The 19,217-nt window shown below is 67.1% G+C and carries 16 protein-coding genes and 1 tRNA gene; 5 read left to right on the forward strand and 12 right to left on the reverse strand.

The window, feature by feature from the left end:
- Positions 1-15 precede the first annotated feature (15 nt).
- Entirely contained in the window at positions 16-1,323 is a 1,308-nt protein-coding gene (locus C5B91_RS06875) for an MFS transporter (protein WP_008093668.1), read from the reverse strand.
- A gap of 118 nt (positions 1,324-1,441) precedes the next feature.
- Here C5B91_RS06875 and C5B91_RS06880 point away from each other — a divergent pair, with 118 nt between their 5' ends.
- Complete coding sequence (locus tag C5B91_RS06880) at positions 1,442-1,693, forward strand: hypothetical protein (RefSeq protein WP_049913456.1); 252 nt, start codon at positions 1,442-1,444, stop codon at positions 1,691-1,693.
- A gap of 1 nt (position 1,694) precedes the next feature.
- Here C5B91_RS06880 and C5B91_RS06885 read toward each other — a convergent pair whose 3' ends face one another.
- Together C5B91_RS06885 and C5B91_RS06890 are read right to left on the reverse strand one after the other, a co-directional pair.
- Positions 1,695-1,925, reverse strand: a complete 231-nt coding sequence (locus C5B91_RS06885) for a hypothetical protein (RefSeq protein WP_115819279.1) — start codon at positions 1,923-1,925, stop codon at positions 1,695-1,697.
- A gap of 117 nt (positions 1,926-2,042) precedes the next feature.
- Positions 2,043-2,116 (reverse strand) — tRNA-Lys (locus C5B91_RS06890).
- Between the two features lie 132 nt (positions 2,117-2,248).
- Here C5B91_RS06890 and C5B91_RS06895 point away from each other — a divergent pair.
- Positions 2,249-3,706 carry a DHH family phosphoesterase gene (locus tag C5B91_RS06895; protein WP_004976579.1) on the forward strand — a complete coding sequence of 486 codons (1,458 nt, stop codon included), beginning with the start codon at positions 2,249-2,251 and terminating at the stop codon, positions 3,704-3,706.
- A gap of 4 nt (positions 3,707-3,710) precedes the next feature.
- Here the strand turns inward: C5B91_RS06895 and C5B91_RS06900 are convergent, their stop codons facing one another.
- The 5 genes from C5B91_RS06900 to C5B91_RS06920 all read right to left on the reverse strand — a co-directional run bounded on the left by C5B91_RS06900 (position 3,711) and on the right by C5B91_RS06920 (position 9,564).
- Positions 3,711-4,004 (reverse strand): PRC-barrel domain-containing protein, encoded by a 294-nt coding sequence (locus C5B91_RS06900; protein WP_007274456.1) that lies wholly within the window; start codon positions 4,002-4,004, stop codon positions 3,711-3,713.
- Between the two features lie 184 nt (positions 4,005-4,188).
- Entirely contained in the window at positions 4,189-6,390 is a 2,202-nt protein-coding gene (locus C5B91_RS06905) for an LUD domain-containing protein (protein ID WP_049913457.1), read from the reverse strand.
- Complete coding sequence (locus C5B91_RS06910) at positions 6,383-6,886, reverse strand: LUD domain-containing protein (RefSeq protein ID WP_008093681.1); 504 nt, start codon at positions 6,884-6,886, stop codon at positions 6,383-6,385. Before C5B91_RS06910 ends, C5B91_RS06905 begins: the two co-directional genes overlap by 8 nt.
- A gap of 78 nt (positions 6,887-6,964) precedes the next feature.
- Positions 6,965-8,800 carry an Nramp family divalent metal transporter gene (locus tag C5B91_RS06915; protein WP_008093683.1) on the reverse strand — a complete coding sequence of 612 codons (1,836 nt, stop codon included), beginning with the start codon at positions 8,798-8,800 and terminating at the stop codon, positions 6,965-6,967.
- Positions 8,801-8,922: 122 nt separating this feature from the next.
- Entirely contained in the window at positions 8,923-9,564 is a 642-nt protein-coding gene (locus tag C5B91_RS06920; RefSeq protein WP_008093685.1) for an HTH domain-containing protein, read from the reverse strand.
- Between the two features lie 373 nt (positions 9,565-9,937).
- Between C5B91_RS06920 and C5B91_RS06925 the strand changes: the two genes are divergently transcribed.
- From C5B91_RS06925 to C5B91_RS06935, 3 genes are all read left to right on the forward strand, one after another.
- Positions 9,938-11,650 carry an L-lactate permease gene (locus C5B91_RS06925; RefSeq protein WP_049968544.1) on the forward strand — a complete coding sequence of 571 codons (1,713 nt, stop codon included), beginning with the start codon at positions 9,938-9,940 and terminating at the stop codon, positions 11,648-11,650.
- 179 nt (positions 11,651-11,829) lie between these two features.
- A complete protein-coding gene (locus tag C5B91_RS06930) occupies positions 11,830-14,910 on the forward strand; it encodes an FAD-binding and (Fe-S)-binding domain-containing protein (protein WP_115819280.1) in 3,081 nt (1,026 codons plus the stop codon).
- A 160-nt stretch (positions 14,911-15,070) separates the two neighbouring features.
- Complete coding sequence (locus C5B91_RS06935; protein WP_008093691.1) at positions 15,071-15,859, forward strand: CBS domain-containing protein; 789 nt, start codon at positions 15,071-15,073, stop codon at positions 15,857-15,859.
- Between the two features lie 44 nt (positions 15,860-15,903).
- Here C5B91_RS06935 and C5B91_RS06940 read toward each other — a convergent pair whose 3' ends face one another.
- The 4 genes from C5B91_RS06940 to C5B91_RS06955 all read right to left on the reverse strand — a co-directional run bounded on the left by C5B91_RS06940 (position 15,904) and on the right by C5B91_RS06955 (position 19,181).
- Positions 15,904-17,040, reverse strand: a complete 1,137-nt coding sequence (locus C5B91_RS06940; RefSeq protein WP_008093693.1) for a pyridoxal phosphate-dependent aminotransferase — start codon at positions 17,038-17,040, stop codon at positions 15,904-15,906.
- A gap of 70 nt (positions 17,041-17,110) precedes the next feature.
- Entirely contained in the window at positions 17,111-17,899 is a 789-nt protein-coding gene (locus C5B91_RS06945; RefSeq protein ID WP_008093695.1) for a winged helix-turn-helix domain-containing protein, read from the reverse strand.
- Between the two features lie 234 nt (positions 17,900-18,133).
- Positions 18,134-18,727, reverse strand: coding sequence for a DUF123 domain-containing protein (locus C5B91_RS06950; RefSeq protein ID WP_233514190.1), 594 nt, complete (start codon positions 18,725-18,727; stop codon positions 18,134-18,136).
- Between the two features lie 22 nt (positions 18,728-18,749).
- Positions 18,750-19,181, reverse strand: coding sequence for a DCC1-like thiol-disulfide oxidoreductase family protein (locus C5B91_RS06955; RefSeq protein WP_008093698.1), 432 nt, complete (start codon positions 19,179-19,181; stop codon positions 18,750-18,752).
- Between the last annotated feature and the right edge of the window lie 36 nt (positions 19,182-19,217).

Here is a 19,217-nt window from a genome sequence, read left to right on the forward strand (position 1 = left end):
ATTAAACGCGGAGCCCTACCACGTCGTGAGCGCGTCGGTCCCGTGGGACCACGTCAGGGCGGCGAGGAAGGCGAGGACGCCGGTGATGGCCGACGCGCCGCCGACGAAGAACACCCACTCCATGCCGACTTCGGCCATGAGGTAGCCGCCGAGGAGGGGCGCGACGACGCTGCCGGGCCGCCAGAGGAGTTCGCGGATGCCGAAGCTACTGGCGACCCCCGCGCCGCCGGAGCCCTCGTCGGCGAACAGCGCCATGCTGGCCGGTTCGCGGAGGCTGTCTGCGACGCCGAGGAGGCCGGCGAGGCCGACGAGCGGGAGGAACGCGGGCGAAAGCGGACCGAGGAAGGGGACGGCGGCAGGGAGCGCGAGCGCCTCGCCGACCGCGGGCGAGAAGGGGACGGCGAGCGCGATGAGGCCGTAGAGGCCGCCGCCGACGAAGACGAACCGCGCCCGGCCGTACGAATCGGAGATGCGCCCGGTGTACGGCTGACAGAGCATGTTGGTGAACTTCTCGGCGACGACCGTGGCGGCGACGGCGATGCCGCCGTATTCGAGGCCGCCGGAGGCCGCGGAGACCCCGGCGTAGATGGGCACCCACGTCCGGACGAGGGTGACCGCGACGGCGTACTGGACGCGGAACGTCGCCATCGTCAGGATGCGCTCGTTGAGCGCGAGGTCCGTGAACGGAAAGCCGTGGACGCGGGTCTCGTCCGGCGGGAGAAACACCCAGATGGCGACGACGGCGATGGTCAGGAGAATCGTGATGACGATGAAGATGGGCGTGAAGCCGAACAGGTCGTAGAGGATACCGGCGCTGATGCTTCCGAGGATGGAGGCCGCAAAGCGGGCGGCGTTCGCCTTCCCGATGTGGTTCGCGCGCGTCCCCTCGCGGGCGAGTTCGCCGACGAGCGCGAGCGACATCAGCCCCGCGCCGGTGACGGCGACCCCCTGTGCGGCCCGCACGAGAATAAACGAGAGACTGGAGTCGACGAGCGGGAACGCGGCGTAGACGACCGCACCGAGGCCGACCGTCCCCGCAAGCACGAGGCGTTTATCGTACCGGTCGCCGGCCCACGACAGCGGCACGACGGCGATAGTCTGGGCGAGCGTGAAGCCGGTGGTGAACATGCCGATGACGAAGCCGCGAGAGAGGGAGAACCCGCCGAGCGCGAGCCCGCCGAGCGCGAGTTCGGGGACGGCGACCGCACCCGGGTCGAGTTCGTTGATGTACTTCGGGAGCAGGGTGACGAGCGTGATGAAGCCGAAACCGCCGGCGAACCGAGTGAGATACAGCGTCCAAAACCTGAGACGGGTGCGGTCCATGGGCTGTGTGCGGCTAACCGGTGAAAAGAAGTTCCGGAACCGGCCGTCGACGAAGATGACCTAAAGCCCCCGGATAACGGTGGTGAGCTTTATCCCTCACGAAAAGAGACATGTTACCATGGAACTGGTGGATGGTGAAACGGTGGCGAGAGGTGTGGAGACGCGCCTCATCCGAGTCGAGCGGGAGATGAACGACCACGGGGCGATGACCGTCCGCGTGGCCGAAACCGGAGAGCTCCGCACCGTGGTGGCGTGTGCGACCTCCGACCTTCGGGCTCGCCTGGCCTCGGCGACGGTGGGGTCGGAGTTCCCGCTTCGACTCGCGCCCTCGCCGGGCCGCGGGAACTCGTGGGTCGTGCTCGGGCGCTGAGTCAGGAATCGAACAGGAGTTTTGCGCCGACCGCGAGGCCGCCGAAGAGCGTCACGAGCACCGCACCGGCGACGACGTCGGCCCCGAACAACACCCCGAAGTCCGGGGTGAGCGCGGCGACGAACCGGTCGGGGTTGAAGCGCTCCCCGACACCTGTAGCCAGCCCGAAGACGACGGCGACGAGAAGCGTGATGAAGACGAGGACCACTTCGGTCCTGTCGCTCTGGTTCATACTCGGTAGCGTTCGGAGCGGGACATAAAACACCCGAGGGTGGCGACCGAGTCGGTTATCCGACACGAACGACCGAGCCGGAGTCCCGACTGCCGAAGTTGGTCTGAGATGAAGGAATGGGCCGGACGCGATTTGAACACGCGACCGTCTGATTAAGAGTCAGACGCTCTGCCTAACTGAGCTACCGGCCCTTGCAATCTCTCGTAACTGCCGGTAGGTAAAATGACTTTCCTTTCTGTACGACGACGGCAGGGACGCACACGCACGAAACAACGAACAAACGGTGGGTGTTAAGTGGCGGCCGACCGGAGTAGCGGGCAACGATGAGCGCAGGGGTCAGCATTTCCTCGATGTCTACGTACGCGATACTCGGCTGTGGGAGCGTCGGGCACGCGGTCGCCGAGGAACTGACAGACGAGGGAAAAGACGTCCTCATCCTCGACAAGGACGAAAGCCGCGTCGAAGCCTTGCGCGACCAGGACTTGAACGCGCAGACGACGGACATCACCGACCCGGAACTGGCCGGCGCCGTCACCGGTCGCGACGTGATTCTCATCCTCTCGTCGGACGTCGAGGCCAACAAGGCCGCCGTCTCGACCATCCGCGACCGCGGCGAAGACCAGTTCATCGTCGTCCGCGCGTCGGACCCCGTCTCCGAGGACGAACTGACGAAACTCGGTGCCGACGTGGTCATCAATCCCTCCGAGGTCATCGCCGACTCGGCACTTCGGAGCGTCGAGTCCGGCGAACTCGAATACAAAGCCCGCCAACTGGCCGACCTCCTGCGCGACACCGACCACGGGATGGCCATCCTCACCCACGACAACCCCGACCCCGACTCACTCGCGTCGGCGGTCGCCTTACAGGCCATCGCCCGCGAGTACGACGTCGAAGCCGACATCCTCTATTCGGGCGACATGGGACACCAGGAGAACCGGGCGTTCGTGAACATCCTCGGCATCGAACTCACCCCGCGGGCCGACTCGAAGCCGCTCGAAGAGTACGGCGCGGTCGCGCTCGTCGACCACATGAAGTCGGGGATGCCCGACCTCGGTGACGCCGACATCACGGTGTTCATCGACCACTTCGAGCCCGACGACGGCATCGACGCCCGCTTTACCGACGTGCGGCCGAACGTCTCTTCGACCTCGACGATTCTCACGAAGTACATCCAGGAGTTCGACCTCAGCCCGTCGCAGGCGGTCGCCACGGCGCTCCTCTACGGCATCCGCGCCGAGACGCTCGACTTCAAGCGCGATACGACGCCCGCGGACCTGACCGCCGCGGCGTACCTCTACCCCTTCGCCGACCACGACACGCTGGAGAAGGTCGAGTCGCCGTCGATGTCGCCCGAGACGCTGGACGTGCTCGCCGAGGCCATCCAGAACCGCGACGTGCAGGGCTCGCACCTCGTCTCGAACGCGGGGTTCATCCGCGACCGCGACGCGCTGACGCAGGCGGCCCAGCACCTCCTCAACCTGGAGGGCATCACCACGACCGCCGTCTTCGGCATCGCCGACGACACCATCTATCTCGCGGCGCGGTCGAAGGACATCCGCATGAACATCGGGAAGATTCTGAGCGACGCCTTCACCGGCATCGGCGAGGCCGGCGGCCACTCCACGCAGGGGTCCGTCGAGATTCCACTCGGCATCTTCACGGGCATCGAATCCAACGACGACAACCGCGACACGCTCCTCCAACTCACCGAGGAAGCGGTAAAGCGCAAGCTCTTCCGTGCGATGGGCGTGGAGGGCGGCGAGAGCGGAAACGGAAGCTAGAACGTCAGACGACGAGCGACTCTTCGTCTTCTTCGGGATTCTTCAGGCGCTCGATGACGTCGTTGATGAGGATGACGTCACCGACGGCGCGGACCCACCGATACGGGATGAGAACGCCCTTTCCGGGTTCGATTTGATTGCGGAACAGTTCGTCGTTCAGCGCCGTCAACGCGAGACCGGTGACCGTCTCGTGGTCCAGGTCGAGGCGGACGTCTTCGACTTCGCCGACGAACACACCGTTGTTCGAGTAGACCTCCCGGCCTACGAGCGTCGTAATCTCTTCGGGCGTCCCGTCCATATCCGCCAACATGGGATGCCGGGTCTTAATTGTTCGTAGCCCACGGCTCGGGGCGCAGACACGCGGCAGACGGGCGTCCGACGCCGGCGAGAAATCGCCGGACAAAGACGTGTTGTTCGGTTGAGAAGATGGCGTTCCTCGCGTCGCGGGCGACGGCCGAGGCGGGGACCGAAACGGGGGCGCGTTACCGCCGCGGCGCGACCAGCTGAATCGGGTGTTGCGTCGGCCGGCTGAGGAGCGAATCGAGCTGTTCCAGACAGGAGGTGCCGCTGGCGACGACCGTGCGGTCTCTGTTCTCGTCGGTCTGGAACTGTCCCTGTAGCTCGGAGCCGACGTCGACGCTGAGTTCGTAGTACTCGGACTTGTAACCGAACGAGCCGGCCATGCCGCAACACTCCACGTCGGAGGTGGCGACGTCGTAGCCGAGGTCCGACAGGACCGCCTCGGTGTGGCCTTCGAGGCCGAGGGTGCGCTGTTGGCAGTGGCTGTGGTAGGCGACGCCCTCACCCTCGCTCGTCGAGAGCGCGTCGGCGTCCGCGCCGTGTTCCAGTAGGCCGAAGACGTACTCCATGACCTCGTAGCTGACCTCCGAGATGCGCTCGAAGGACTTCTCGGGCAGGAACTTCTCGTACTCGGTTCGGAACATCGCGAGGTCAGACGGCTCGATGACGACGATGTCGCGGCCGTCGTCGATGTGCTCCGCGAGGCCGGCGTACACGTCGTGGGCGTGGTCTTCCGCGGTCGCAATCATGCCCTGCGAGAGCGGGGCGCGGCCCGACGAGCGAACGTCGGGGACGATTACGTCGACACCGAGGGCTTCGAGCGTGCGGACCGCGGCCTTCCCGCGTTCGACCTGCACGTGGTTCGTGTACACGTCGGGATAGAGCACGGCGGTCCGGACCGGGTCGTCGACCCGCGAGGTCCGGTTCTCGAACCAGTCTTTCAGCGTCTCGCGCTGGAAGGCGGGGAGTTCGCGGCGGGCGTCGATGCCGAGGAACCGCTCCATGATGTCGCGGGAGACGCCGAGTCCGGCGGCCCAGTTAGAGACGGGCGCGAAGAAGCTCCCGACCTTCGCGGCCGTCTCGAAGTTGCCGAAGAAGCGTTTCTGGAGGCTGACGCCGCCGGGTTCCTCGTCGGGGGTGAGCCCCTCGACGAGCCAGTCGAGTTCGGAGACCTCGCCGCGGTTGACCCGGTCGCGGACGACCGTGTTTATCCACGGGATATCGATTTCGACCGGGCAGGCGGTGGTACACCGGCTACAGCCGGTACAGAGGTCGTTGAACTCCGCGGCGCTGTCGAGGCCCTCGACGCCGGCCTCCCAGCCGGTGCCGATGCCGCCGGAGTAGGTCTCGCCGCCGAAGGCGTGGCCGCCGACGTGCTGGAAGTTGGCGCAGACGTTGGAACACGCCGAACACCGGATGCAGTAGAGCGTCTCGCGCAGTTGGTCGTCCTCGCGCATGTCGAACCGCCCGTTGTCGATGAGAACGAGGTGGAAATCGCGGTCCGTCTCGGTCTCCGAAAGCGGCGTGTCGGGGGCGTCGAAGTCGACGGTCGGCGACTCGACCGGCGGGGTCAGAAGCGAGATGTAGGAGGTGATGTCCTGTCCCGTTCCCGACTTGCCGATGAGTTCGACGAAGGGACGGAGGTCCTCGACGGTCGGGATAACTTTCTCGACGCCGGCGACCGCGACGTGTGTATCGGGCACGACGGCCGTCTTCCGGGCGTTACCCTCGGAGGTGACGAGCGCCATCGTCCCGGTGTCGGCGGTGATGAAGTTCGCGCCGGTCATCCCCACGTCCGCGCCCTCGATGAGTTCGCCGAGTTGTTCGCGGGCGAACATCGTGAGTTCCTCCGCGGTCTCGAGGGGTTCGTCGGGGTCGAACGTCTCGTTGAACAGGTCGGCGATGGCCTCCCGCGACTTGTGGATGGCGGGCGCGACGATGTGCGACGGGGACTCGTCTGCGACCTGCAAAACCCACTCGCCGAGGTCGGTCTCGACCACGTCGATGTCGGCGGCTTCGAGGTCCTCGTTGACCTCTATCTCCTCGGAGGTCATCGACTTCGACTTGACGACGCGTTCGGCCTCCTTGTCCTCGCAGACCTCGCGGATGTACTGGTTCGCGTCGGCCGCGTCGTCGGCGATGTAGAGCGTGCCGCCGTTGGACTCGACGGTCTCGCGCAGTTGGTCGATGAGTTCGGGGAGGCGCTCGATGGCGTCTTCCTTGATGGCCCGCGCTTCGGACTTCAGCCCCTCGTAGTCGTCGAGCGTCTGGACCGACTGGTAGCGACCCTCGTTGAACCCGCGGGTGCTCGTGCCGACGGCGTCGCCCTCGGTCTCCATCAACTGTCGAATCTTCGCCGCCTTGGCCTCGCGCGCCTTACTCATCGAGAATCACCACGTGGACTTCCTTCGGACCGTGCGCTCCTTTCACCAGCGCGCCCATGTCGGCGGTGGCGCTGGGGCCGGTGGCGATAATGGCCGAGGAGTGTCCCGTGCGGAACTCCTCGCCCAGCCAGTCGAACGCCTCGGGCATGCCGGGGACGATATCCGACCGTCGGAGGACGGCGACGTGGAGGTCGCCGAACAGACTCACCGGCTCGATGCCGTCGGGCGTGCCCTGCACGACGACGCTCCCGTAGTCCGCGATGCCCAGTCCCGCGGCCGTGATACCGGCGTTCGCCTCGCGGAGGTCCGCGGGGGTCGGGTCGGTGTTCACCCAGCCGGGGAGCTCGACGCCGTCGTACGGAAGTTCCACGCCGATAGTCGGGTCCGAACAGAGTCCTTCGAGCACGTCCGCCAGCCTATCGGAAGACGCGTGTGTCCAGCCTACTTCGAGTCGTTCGAGCGAGTCCTCGAACGTCGCAACCGTGCCGGTTGACATACGTTGAGCTAGCGCGTTCTACATAATCGTTCTTCGGGTTCAGACACCTCGCTGTCGGTTAATTATGAAGGATGAGAGTTAGGGGAACCGGCCGGCCGCCTCGTCCGCGTCGGCGACCGTTCCGGCCGCCTCGCGCTTACCGGCGGTGGACTTCGTCACCGCGTACGTTTGCACGACGAAGTAGCCAGCCCAGAGGAGGTAGCCGCCGGTGCCGCTCCCGAGGACCGTCGGAACCGTCCGGAACGTCTCGAGACCGACGGTGGTCAGCCACGTCCCGATGAGGAGGACACTGAAGTAGCCGTAGAAGCCCGTTGCCCACCACATACCGACGACGCGGGCCCAGCCGGGTTGGACGTGTTCGGGGAGCCGAGTCGTGTTCATCACGAGGACGAGCGCGGTGTAGGGCCACATCATCACGCCGGACATCGCGGCCCCGACGACGAGGAAGAAAAACGGCTCTTGACCCTCGAACGGCGAGGAGAAAAGCAGGATGATGACGACGCCCCAGACGCAGAAGGCGGTGAGGAGCCGCCAGAACAGCTTCGGGAGGTCCCAGCCGGCCTCCCGGCCGTAGGACTCGTAGAGGGCGTCGGCGCTGTTGCGGACGAACGACTCGACGATGGCGTACTCGGTGGTGAACAGCGCGACGAAGAGGACGGCGAAGACGAGAACGGAGCCGACCGGGCCGAGCAGCGGGACGACGTCTCCGAGCCACATCTGGATGGCGTTGGCGGTCGACCCCGACGCGTAGCGGATGGCGACGCTCATCAGCGCGGGGGCGACGAGGAGCAAGCCGAGGACGAACGTGAGCAGGTGTTCGAGTTGGACGACGCGCCACCAGCCGCGCCACCGACGGAGATTCGTCAGAGTCGGACGGAACGCGAACCCGTCGCGCTCGATGGGTTCGGGGTCGTCGCCGCGGAGCGGGTTCTTCACGCGCCCCTGATAGTTGCCCATACCGTAGCCCTTCTCCCGCATCCAGAGGCTCTGCGAGAGGTTCAGGTAGCCGCCCGCGCCGGCGAAGGCGAGGCCGCCGAGGAAGACCGCGATGTCGAGCCCCTCGGGGAGCGTCCCGACCGAGCCCGCGGCCGCGGGGAGGTCGGCGAACTCGACCCACGAGCCGGTGACGGCGACGAGCAGCAGAGCCGCGCCGATGGCGACGAACAGGAGGCCGATCTGGAACACCTCGACGGCGTTGTACATGACCGACGACACCTGATACGACAGCCAGATGACGCCCATCAGGACGGCGGCGACGAGCTTCCACGTCGCGAGCGACGCGCCGAAGAGTGCGACCGACCCGTCCAGTCCGAGCGCCGTCGTGGCGACCTGCGCCGCGCCGGCGGCCCAGCCGGGCCAGCCGAGGCTGATGAGGCCGCCGACGAGGAACGCCCACGGCCAGTACGACCCCACGCGTGCGAACGCGCGGAAGATGCTTTCGCCGGTGGCGAGCGTCCAGCGCTGAAGCTCCGTGTTGATGAGGAACTGCGTGAAGACGCCGACGACGAACGCCCAGAAGACCCCCCAACCGTACTGCGCAGTCAACACGGGCCAAAAGAGCGTCTCGCCGCTGCCGAGCGACGCCCCGAGCATGATGGCCGAGGGGCCGACGACGTGTCCGACGCGAGGGACCCGCGGGAGGTCGGCGAGGCGGAACGACCCGCCCTCGCCCGATTCGGGGTAGTCCTCCGAGTCGTCTGACTCCTCCAACTCCTCGTAGCGAAGCGGGAGATACCAGGTGCCGCGGTACTGCTTTCCCTCGACCTCGGAGGCGTAGACGTCGTCGCCGCCGGCGACGCTCGGTTCCGTCGAGGAGGCGGACTCCGGGGGTTCCCCGTTTGAATCGTCCGAATCGGCGGGGGCGTCCGACCGCGCGGACGCGTCCGCGTCTGAACCGGGGCGACCGTCGCTCACGAGACGAGACACCCCGGAACGGCACTATCGGACGGCGAATCCCTTGACATCGATGCGTTTGCCGGGATTGTGGCCCGATGGTGTATAAATTCGTAGGGTGGCTGTCGCGTTCGAAAACCGGACTACCCGCCGAGGAAGTGCCAGATGTGGCCGCGCTCTTCCGGCGGGTCGACGCCGGGCAGTTGCTTGAGCGCCGGCTGAATCGCGTTCCACCAACCCTCGGCGGACTCGAAGCCGGCGGGGTAGTCTCGGTACACGTCCCGCAGGAAGTCGGCCTTCTTCGCCTCCGGGTGGTCCGTGAGGTACTGGTACGCCGCCGACAGCGCCTCGCGGCGGGCGTCCAGCATCGGGCCGCTCCCCGGCAGGTCGGCGCGCTCGATGGCGGACGAGACGGCGGGCGGGTGGTCGAGGCCGTCGGGGTCGTCGGCCTCGCCCGCAACCGCGGTTTCAGGGGAAGAGCCCGGGTCGGTCGAACCCGCGGCCCGTCCCACAGTCGAGTCCGCGTCGGCGGCCATCGGAATCCAGAACACGCGACTCCGAGCGCCGACCTTTCGAGTGGCGAGGTCGCCGCGTTCTTCGAGTTCGTTCAGTTTGTTGTGCGCGGTGCGCCGCGAGCAGTCGAGCGCCTCCATCACGTCGGTGGCGGTCAGCGGACGGGCCGCGTCGTCGCGCGCCTCGAACACCTCCAAGACGGCGTCCAGCGAGATGCGTCCCACGTACTGTCCGTGCTCGTTTCGGGAGCGCGCGCGAGACTCATCGTCCATGAGATGTCCTTTTCACACGACTGCATAAGCCTTTGCACACGAGTGTACTTCCGATTCATTCGTGTGTTATGGCCGAGAAACACGTGTGAAGTGGTCGTTTCGAGAGTCGAGGGTTCGATTTCGGCTCCGAACCCGAACAGACAGAATAGACCATGTAAGACCGTAAATCGGCGTTTAACCGCGTATTTGGCGCAGTATCCACGAGTGTACTGGGTTGTGTACTCCGGGGAAGACGACCGAAACCAGATATGTCATAAATAGCGACGAACGATAGATATTTATCACAAAAGTTGTGTAGCGGATTCCACGATGCACCGCATCAGGCACGAATCTGGAACGGCACAGGCTGGAACGAACTGTGGGGGTGTGCGGCATGGTTAACGCGACCGACGCGCTCATCGCTCTGCTCCCGCTCATCACCATCGCCTATCTGATGGTCGGGCGGTACTGGCCCGCGACGCGGGCGATGCCCGTCGCGTGGCTCGTCGCAATCGGGGCCGGCGTCCTCGGCTGGGGCATGACGCCGCAGTGGGTTATCGCGTCGACCATCAACGGCTTCATCACCGCCTCGAACATCCTGTACATCGTCTTCGGGGCCATCTTGCTCCTGTACACGCTCAAGCAGACGGGCGCCTTCGACGCCATCAACAACGGCTTCGCCTCCATCAGCGAGGACCGCCGCGTGCAGGTCGTCCTGCTCGTGTTCCTCATGGGCTCGTTCATCGAGGCGGCCGCCGGCTTCGGCACGCCCGCGGCAATCGTCGGCCCGCTCCTCGTGGGCCTCGGCTTCCCGCCGCTCGCGGCCGTCGTGGTCGCGCTCACGGGGAACCTCATGGCCATCACCTTCGGCGCGGTCGGCACGCCGCTCATCATCGGGATGATAGACATCTTCGACGACGTGCCGGTCATCACGAACGCGCTCGACGCGCAGGGCATGGGCGTCGAACAGTGGGTGTCCGAAATCGCCGTCTTCGCGGCGATGAACCACGTCGTCGTCGGCGTCGTGCTCCCCTTTATCGGCGTCGCCATGATGACGCGCTTCTTCGGCGAGGAGCGCTCAATCAAGCCGGCGCTCGAAGTCCTCCCCCTCACGCTGTTCGCGTGGGCGTCCTTTTCGGTGCCGTACTTCCTGACCGCCTACTTCCTCGGACCGGTGTTCCCCGGCCTCGTCGGCGCGATGGTCGGACTGCTGCTCACCGTCTCCGCGCTCAAGGCCGGCTTCTTCCACCCCGACGAGGAGTGGGACTTCGCGCCGCAGACCGAGTGGCCCGACCACTGGGTCGGCGACATCCAGCCCGGCGAGACGAGCGAGCGCGGCGGCGCGGTCGCCGCCGACGGCGGCGTCGTCCAGCAGATGTCGCTCTGGAAGGCGTGGACGCCGTACGTCCTCGTCGCGGCCCTGCTCGTCGTCACCCGCGTGTTCGACCCGCTGACGAGCTTCCTCACGTCGAATCTCGTGTTCGAGTACGCCAACATCTGGGGCACGGACCTGACCGGCGACTTCCAGTTGCTCTACCTGCCCGGTGCGGTGTTCCTCGCGGTCCATCTCGTCACTATCGGCCTCCACGACATGGACACGGCGGCGGTCAAAGCGACGTGGGCCGAGACCATCGAGAAAGTCACGCCGGCGGTCATCGCGCTGCTGTTCGCCGTGGCGACCGTCCAGATAATGCTCCAGTCGGGTAACGCGACGGGCACCGACAGCATGCTCATCGTCCTCTCGGAGGGGATGGCCGGCATCGCGGGCGGTGCCTACCCGTTCTTCGCCGCCTTCGTGGGCGCGTTCGGCGCGTTCCTCGCGGGGTCGAACACCGTCTCCGACATCCTGTTCGGCACCTTCCAGTACGGCGTCGCCGACCAAATCGGCACGCCGAAGACCGTCATGCTGGGCGCGCAGGCGGTCGGCGGGGCCATCGGCAACCTCATCGCCGTCCACAACGTCGTCGCCGCGCTCGCGGTCGTCGGCCTCGTCGGCGAGGAGGGTCGCGTCATCCGCCTCGAACTCATCCCGCTTCTGTACTACGGGACCGCGACCGGCGTCCTCACGCTCCTGTTCAGCTACGTGCTGTTCCCGGGCGTGTTCTGACCGGACGGGGGTCCCGACAGGACCGACCTGAATTGTCCCGGCCCGACTCGAACCGGACCGAACCGACTCGGTTCGGGTCGCGAATCGACGCGCAAACCAACCGCGCGCGACCCGGACCGACACCCGTCACCGGGTGTCTTTATCCGTTCACGCAAACCGACATACGACAGAGCTAATCAATGGCATCCAACACGCACGAACCGGCCACCGACCCCGCGCTCGCTGGCGATTACGACTACGTCAGCGACGACGTCGAGCGGCCGGGGCTGGTCGAAGACCTCGAGTCCCTCGTCGAGGGCGACGTGCGCTTCGACACCTACACGAGAACACTGTACGCGACCGACGCGTCGGCGTACGAGCAAGTCCCCATCGGCGTCGTCATGCCGACCTCGACCGCCGACGTGGCGGCGGTGATGGAGTACTGCGCCGACCGCGAAATTCCCGTCCTCCCCCGGGGCGGCGGCACGAGCCTCGCCGGCCAGACCGTCAACGAGGCGGTCGTCCTCGACCTCGTCCGCCACATGGGCGGCGTCGAGGAAATCGACCCAGAGGCGCGGACGGCCACGGCCGAAGCGGGCGTCCGCCTCGGCGAACTCAACGAGGAACTCGCCCCCCACGGTCTGAAGTTCGCGCCCGACCCGGCGTGGGGCGACCGCTCCGCGCTCGGCGGCGCAATCGGCAACAACTCCACCGGCTCGCACTCGCTGAAGTACGGCAAGACCGACTACTACATCGAAGAGCTGGAAATCGTTCTCGCGGACGGCACGGTGACGACGTTCGGCGAGGTGAGCGTCGACGAACTCCGCGAGTCCGGCGACCCCGACGGCGACCTCGAAGCGCGCGTCCACGCGGGGGTCGCGCGGATACTCGACGAGGAGGCCGACGAGATTTCCGAGCGCTTCCCCGACCTGAAGCGCAACGTCTCGGGCTACAACCTCGACATGCTCGTCGACGAGATGCGCGGCGAGCGCCGCACGCCGGACGATACCGGCATCGACGAGGACTGGGAGGCCGGCCGCGTCAATCTCGGTCGGCTCATCGCCGGGAGCGAGGGTACCCTCGGAATCGTGACGAAGGCGACCGTCTCGCTGGAGGAGATTCCGAACACCGCGTCGGTGGCGCTTCTCACCTACGACGACGTCATCGACGCGATGCACGACGTCGCGCCCATTCTCGAACACGAGCCGGCGGCCGTCGAGGTCATGGACGACGTGCTGCTCGACCTCGCGCGCGACACCGCCGAGTTCGCGGACGTGGTCGGCATGCTCCCCGAGGGCACGGACTCGACGCTCCTCGTGGAGTTCTACGCCGACTCCGACGAGGACGGCAAACAGAAGGTGGCGAACCTCATCGAAGACCGCGTCATCGACCCCGCCGGCACCGAGTTCGACCCCAACGAGGGCTCGGCCTCGGTGACCGAAACGGAGCGCCGCGCAACCGACTTCATGGAGGCCCACGACGCCGACACCCGCGCGAAGTTCTGGAAGATGCGCAAGTCGGGGCTCCCGATTCTCCTCGGTCGGACGACCGACGAAAAGCACATCGCGTACATCGAGGACACCGCCATCCCGGCGGAGAACCTCCCGGCGTACGTTTCGGACTTCCAGGCCATCCTCGACGAACACGACACCTTCGCCTCGTACTACGCCCACGCGGGGCCGGGCGTCCTGCACATCCGCCCGCTCGTCAACACGAAGACGGTCGAGGGCGTCGAGACGTTCGAGGCCATCGCCGACGAGGTGACGGACTTGGTCGTCAAGTACGGCGGCTCCGTCTCGGGCGAACACGGGGACGGCCGCGCGCGGACCCAGTGGAATCGCAAGCTGTACGGCGACCACCTCTGGAACGTCTTCCGCGACCTCAAGACAGCGTTCGACCCCGACTGGCTCCTGAACCCGGGGAACATCTGCGGCGACTACGACATGACCGAGAACCTCCGATTCTCGCCCGACTACGAGTTCGAGGCCGGCTTCGAACCGGCGCTGAACTGGGACAACGACAACGGGTTCGAGGGCATGGTCGAACTCTGTCACGGCTGTGCGGGCTGTCGCGGCCAGCAGTCCACGGTCGGCGGCGTCATGTGCCCGACGTTCCGCGCCGCCGAAGAGGAGATTCAGGCGACCCGCGGCCGCGCCAACATGCTCCGGCAGGCCATGAGCGGCGGGCTCCCCGAAGACGAGATGTTCACCGACGAGTTCGTCGACGAGGTGCTCGACCTCTGTGTCGGCTGTAAGGGCTGTTCGAAGGACTGTCCGAGCGAGGTCGACATGGCGAAGATGAAAGCAGAGGTCGTCCACGAGTACCACCAGCGCAACGGCTCCAGCCTCCGCGACAAGCTCTTTGCAAACATCGACTCGCTGTCGAAGCTCGGGTCGGCGTTCGCCCCGCTCGCCAACGCGGCGACGAAGGTGCCGGGCGCGCGGACGGTCATGGAGAAGACCGTCGGTATCGCCAAGGAGCGCTCACTCCCGAGATTCCACTCGACGAGTTTCGTGGACTGGTTCGAGAGCCGCGGGTCGGCCGACATCACCGAGGCGCAGGCCGACCGCAAGGTGCTGTTGTTCCCCGACACCTACACGAACTACAACCACCCCGAGGTCGGCAAGGCCGCCGTGAAGGCGCTGGAGGCCGCGAACGTCCACGTTCGGATTCCGGAGGGCGTCGCCGGCTCCGGTCGGCCGCCGCACTCGAAGGGCTTTCTCGACAAGGCCCGCGCCGACGCCGAGCAGAACGTCGAGGTCCTCGCGCCCTACGTCGAAGAGGGATGGGATATCGTCCTCTGTGAACCCTCCGATGCGGTGATGTTCCAGTCGGACTACCTCGACTTGCTCTCCGGCGACGACGTGGAGACCGTCGCGACCAACGCCTACGGCGTCATGGAGTACGTCGACGCGTTCCGGCTCGACGAGTCGCTGTCGTTCCTCCCGCAGGATGAGTACCTGACGTACCACGGCCACTGTCACCAGAAGTCCACGAAGAAGGACCACCACGCGGTGGGCGTCCTCCGCCGCGCCGGCTTCGAGGTGGACCCGCTGGACTCGACGTGCTGCGGGATGTCCGGCTCGTTCGGCTACGAGGCCGAACACTACTCCATGTCGAAGGCCATCGGGAACATCCTCGAAGGCCAAGTGGCCGAGAGTCCCGGCGACGTGGTCGTCGCCCCCGGCGCGTCCTGCCGGACCCAACTCGAAGACATGGACGGCGCGGACGACGATCCGCCGCACCCGGTCGAGGTGCTCGCGCGCGCCATCGACGCGTAACGCGGACGCCGCGGCGGCGCTCCGACGGCGCGCATCGCGGGCCCGACTCGGACGCGACGCCGGTCGTCGTCCCACCTCGTTTTTCGTCGCAGATACGTTTAGGGCGCTCCGCGGTCAACCGCGGGACGACCGAGATGCGAGTGAACCACCAATGACACCGATGGAACTCGACGACGTTCGCGTCGACGCGTACATGACGACCGACGTGGAGACCGTCGGGCCCGACGCGTGGGTCACCGACGTGGTCGACCGACTCAAGGCCGGCCCGCAGTACGGCGGCCTCCCGGTCGTCGACGGCGACGACCACCTCCTCGGGTTCGTCGGCGCGATAGACCTCTTGGAGGTCAACGGCGACGTGCGGGTCGAGTCGGTGATGAGCCGCGACCTCGTGGTCGTCCGCCCGGAGATGACGGTGAAGAACGCCGCGCGCGTCATCTTCCGCACCGGCCACCAGTTCCTCCCCGTTGTCGACGACGACCGGGTGCTGCTCGGCCTCTTTTCGAACGGCGACGCGGTGCGGAGCCAAATCGAGCGGACGACGCCCTCCAAGGTCCAGAGCACCCGCGAGATGCTCGAACGGACCCACGACGCGTCAATCAGTGTCGCCGAGCGCGAAGTCGAGGTGGACTCGCTGATTCCGACTCAGCGAGAGGTGTACGGCGACGAACTCGAAGGCCGGAAGTACGAACTCCAGAACGGTCTCGCGGAGCCGCTCATCGTCGTCTCCCACGGAGCCGAGACGCTCCTCGTCGACGGCCACCACCGGGCGATGGCGGCGAGACGCCTCGATATCGACCGGATGCTCGCGCACGTCCTTTCGGTCTCCCCGGAAGAGGTCGACGAACTGGGCCTGCGGAGGATGGCCCGCGTCGGGGGCCTCCAGTCGCTCGCGGACGTGGAGGTCAACGACTACCTCCAGCACCCGCTCATCGAGAAGACCGAGCAGTAGACCGGAAGCGCCGCCGGGAGGTACGAGTCGGAGCGGTGGCCGAGTTACTCGGCGAGGTCGTCGAGCGCGTCGCCGAAGGCGGCGAGTCCGGCTTCCATCGCCTCGGGGTCGCCGCCGAGGGAGATGCGGAACGACTCCGGCGCGTCGAAGAAGCGACCGGGGACGACGAGCACGCCGCGGTCCCACGCGGCGTCGGCGACCGCGTCGCCGTCGGCGGAGACGTGGTCGAGGAAGGCGAACGTCCCGCCGGCGTGGATGCGGCCGTCGAGTTCGTCGCGCTCGGCGACGAACGTGGCGAGGAGGTCGTGGTTCGCCGAGAGGTGTTCGCGGGCGGCGGCCTCTATCTCGTCGCCGTGGTGGAGCGCGCGCCGGGCGAGTGTAGTGCTCGGCTCGGCGACCGCGGGGAGGTACATCGACGCCGAGCGGGCGCGGGAGACGACTTCTTCGGGGCCGATAATCCAGCCGACTCGGAGCCCACCGAGGCCGTAGAACTTCGTCAGCGACCCGGTGACGACGGTGTTGTCGAGGCCCGACGCCGTGATACCTCCGAAGGGACCGTCGGCGGCCGGGTCGACGAAGGGCGCGTACACCTCGTCGACGAGGAGGTAGCCACCGGCGTCGGCCGCGGCCGACGCGACCTCGGCGAGTTCGGCGCGCGGCGTGAGTTTGCCGGACGGGTTGTGGCGGTTGGTGACGATGGCGTAGGCGAAGGCGTCGGTCGAGGCCCCGTCGAGGCGGTGGGGTTCGAGTTCGTAGTCGTACTCGGGCGGGCGGACGAAGCGGTCGACGCGCGCGCCGAGCGCTTCGGACGTAGCCACGAGCGGCTGGTAGCCGGGCTTTTCGACGAGCACCTGCGGGCGCGAGGCGTCAGGCTCGTCGTCTTCTTCTTCGGCGTCTTCCTCGCCGGTCGCGAGGCCGAGGAGCGCGCAGGCGGCGAGGAAGTTCGCGTTCGTCGCGCCCGCGGTGACGAGGACCGACGACTCGGAGACGCCGTAGCGCGCCGCGAGCTGGCCGGCGAGCGTCGCGTCCTCGGGGTCCGAGCGACCGGAGAGAACCGGCGGGACGAGGTCGTCGCCGCGCCGGGACGACCCGAGGTCGCTCGTCGCGAGGTCGTGGGCGGCCTCGTCCGCCCGGTCGACAATCCACTCCAGATAGGGGATTTCGGGGAACGTCGTCGTCATTGGGACTCCTTCGCGGTGGCTCCCGTAAGTCGTTGGGGTCTCGCGGACATCGGCCGCGGCCGCGGGGTCGTCAGCCCCCGTCGACCGGCGGTCGGGGGAGCGACGAGGCGTCCGCCCGACAGTCTTCGATGCGCTCTCTGGCCCACGCGACCGCCGCGGGCGAATCGTTGTAGACGACGCCCGCGAGGCCGCGTTCGGAGTACGCGACCAGGAACGCGACGGGGCCGTCCGGGAGGTCGGAGACGACGAGACTGTAGGGAAGCGATTCGACCGACCGGAGCGAAAAGGAGCTGACCGACCACGCCTCGGCGAGCTGCGGCCGATAGGCGGTGACGAGCCGTTGGACCACGTCGTCGGTGGCGACGAGGTCGACCGGGGTGCCGTCTTCGACGACCGCCCGGTGGTAGGCGTCGACCTGCGAGGGAAGCGCCCCGCGGACGAGGCCGCGTATCGACGTCGAGCCCTCGACGAAGGACGTGAGCTTCGAGAGCACGGGGCCGAGGCCGTCATCGGTGGCGACGACCTCGCAGCCGTCGAGGAAGACCGGCGCGAGCGGCGCGTCCGAATCGAGCGAGTCGAGCACTGCGGCGGCCGCGTCGATGTCGTCCAAACACTCGACGAAGTTCGAGTACGTGTCGAGCGCCATTCGCCCGGCGAGCGTCGGGCGGTGGACGCGGTCGCTCGTCTCGACGAAGCCCGCGCGCTCTAACTCGCGGAGGCCGCGGTCGACGGTCGAGCGCGACACTGGGAGCCCGCTCACGAGTTCCGCGGTGGTCCGAGGCTGGCGAACGACGGCCTCGAGCACGTCAGCCCGCGACGCGAGCACGTCGAACACCTCGTCAGCCTCGGACCGAACCATGTCGAGCTACATGAACGTCGTACTACTTAAAGAACAGGAGAATCGGCCACAAGAATATAAAGAAACATCGTATTTATATATGCCAAGTCACGGTATGACTGAGTGATGCGATGGGTGAAGTAAAGCGTGTAGCAGCAGTATGAGGGTATGCCGGGGTGCCTCTGACAACCGGCTTTTCGTCCGAACCGGGGTGCCCGGTCCGGTTCGGGCGTCAGAGGGGGGAGACATCCCCCTTCACATTTTGCTTCGAAATGCTGCTTCGACGAGCGGTGTCGCCGTCTCGACCGAGTCACCGCGCGCGAGGTGCGCGTCGCACGAACAGTCCGACGAGCCGAAGCCCTCGATTGGGGTCGAACCGAGCGAGGACGCGAGTTCGGTCGCGACCGCGCACTCCACGTCGCGGTCGGTAACGCAGACGACGCGCGCGAGTTCGACGGCCGGATGGCCGCCGAGGTAGTCGACGTGCCAATGGCGAGCGTCGTGGTCGCCGGCCGCGACGCGCCGATGGCGGAGGACGCGTCGCAATCCGCCCGTTCCGAACGCGCTCCCGACGTAGACGTAGGCACCGGCGGAAACGCGGTGCTCGCCCAACGCGCCGACGTCGATGGTCGCCGCGGGCGCGTCGAAGACCAGCGCGTACGTTCCGGCGGGCGACCGAGAACCGAGGGCCAGCGGGTCGTCGTCGGTGCCGAGGACGGCGGGGTCGAGCGTGTGGACTGTCGGATTCTCGTCGGTCGAGTTCCTCGGGTCGTCGTCGGTCGAGTTCCTCGGGTCGTCGTCGGTCGAGTTCCTCGGGTCGTCGTCGGTCGAGTTCTTCGGGCCGGTCATCGGTCGGAGTGCGTCGCCCCGACTACGAAAGCTCGGCGGGTCGCGGTTCGGCGTTGTCGAGGAGGGACGAAAACAGCTCGGCCGCGTCGGCGTCGAGGTCGTAGACGCTGTGGACGTCGTCGGGGTCGCGGCCGCGACCGCTGGCGGCGCCGACGACCTTCGCTATTCTGTCGTAGTTGTCGCGGACGAGACTGCCGAGGAGGCCGGGCATCCCGGCCCGGTCGGTGAGTTCCTTCGCGGCGGCGCGGCCGGCGTAGACGCGGCTCTCCCGCCGGTCGACGAGGACCATAGCGAACGGCACGTCCGCGAACTGGGCGTCGAGGAACGCCTGCGCCGCGTCGTCGTACCACGAAATCGCTTCCACGTCGTCGAGGCGCTTCAGCGCCGACGCGGCGACCGAGCAGTAGGCGCACTCACCGTCGTAGATGAGGACGGCGTCCGCGGATTCGTTCATGCGCTTCCGTCGGGACGCGAAGAACAAAAACGGCGC

Source organism: Haloferax sp. Atlit-10N (assembly GCF_003586325.1).
Taxonomy (GTDB): Archaea; Halobacteriota; Halobacteria; order Halobacteriales; family Haloferacaceae; genus Haloferax; species Haloferax prahovense.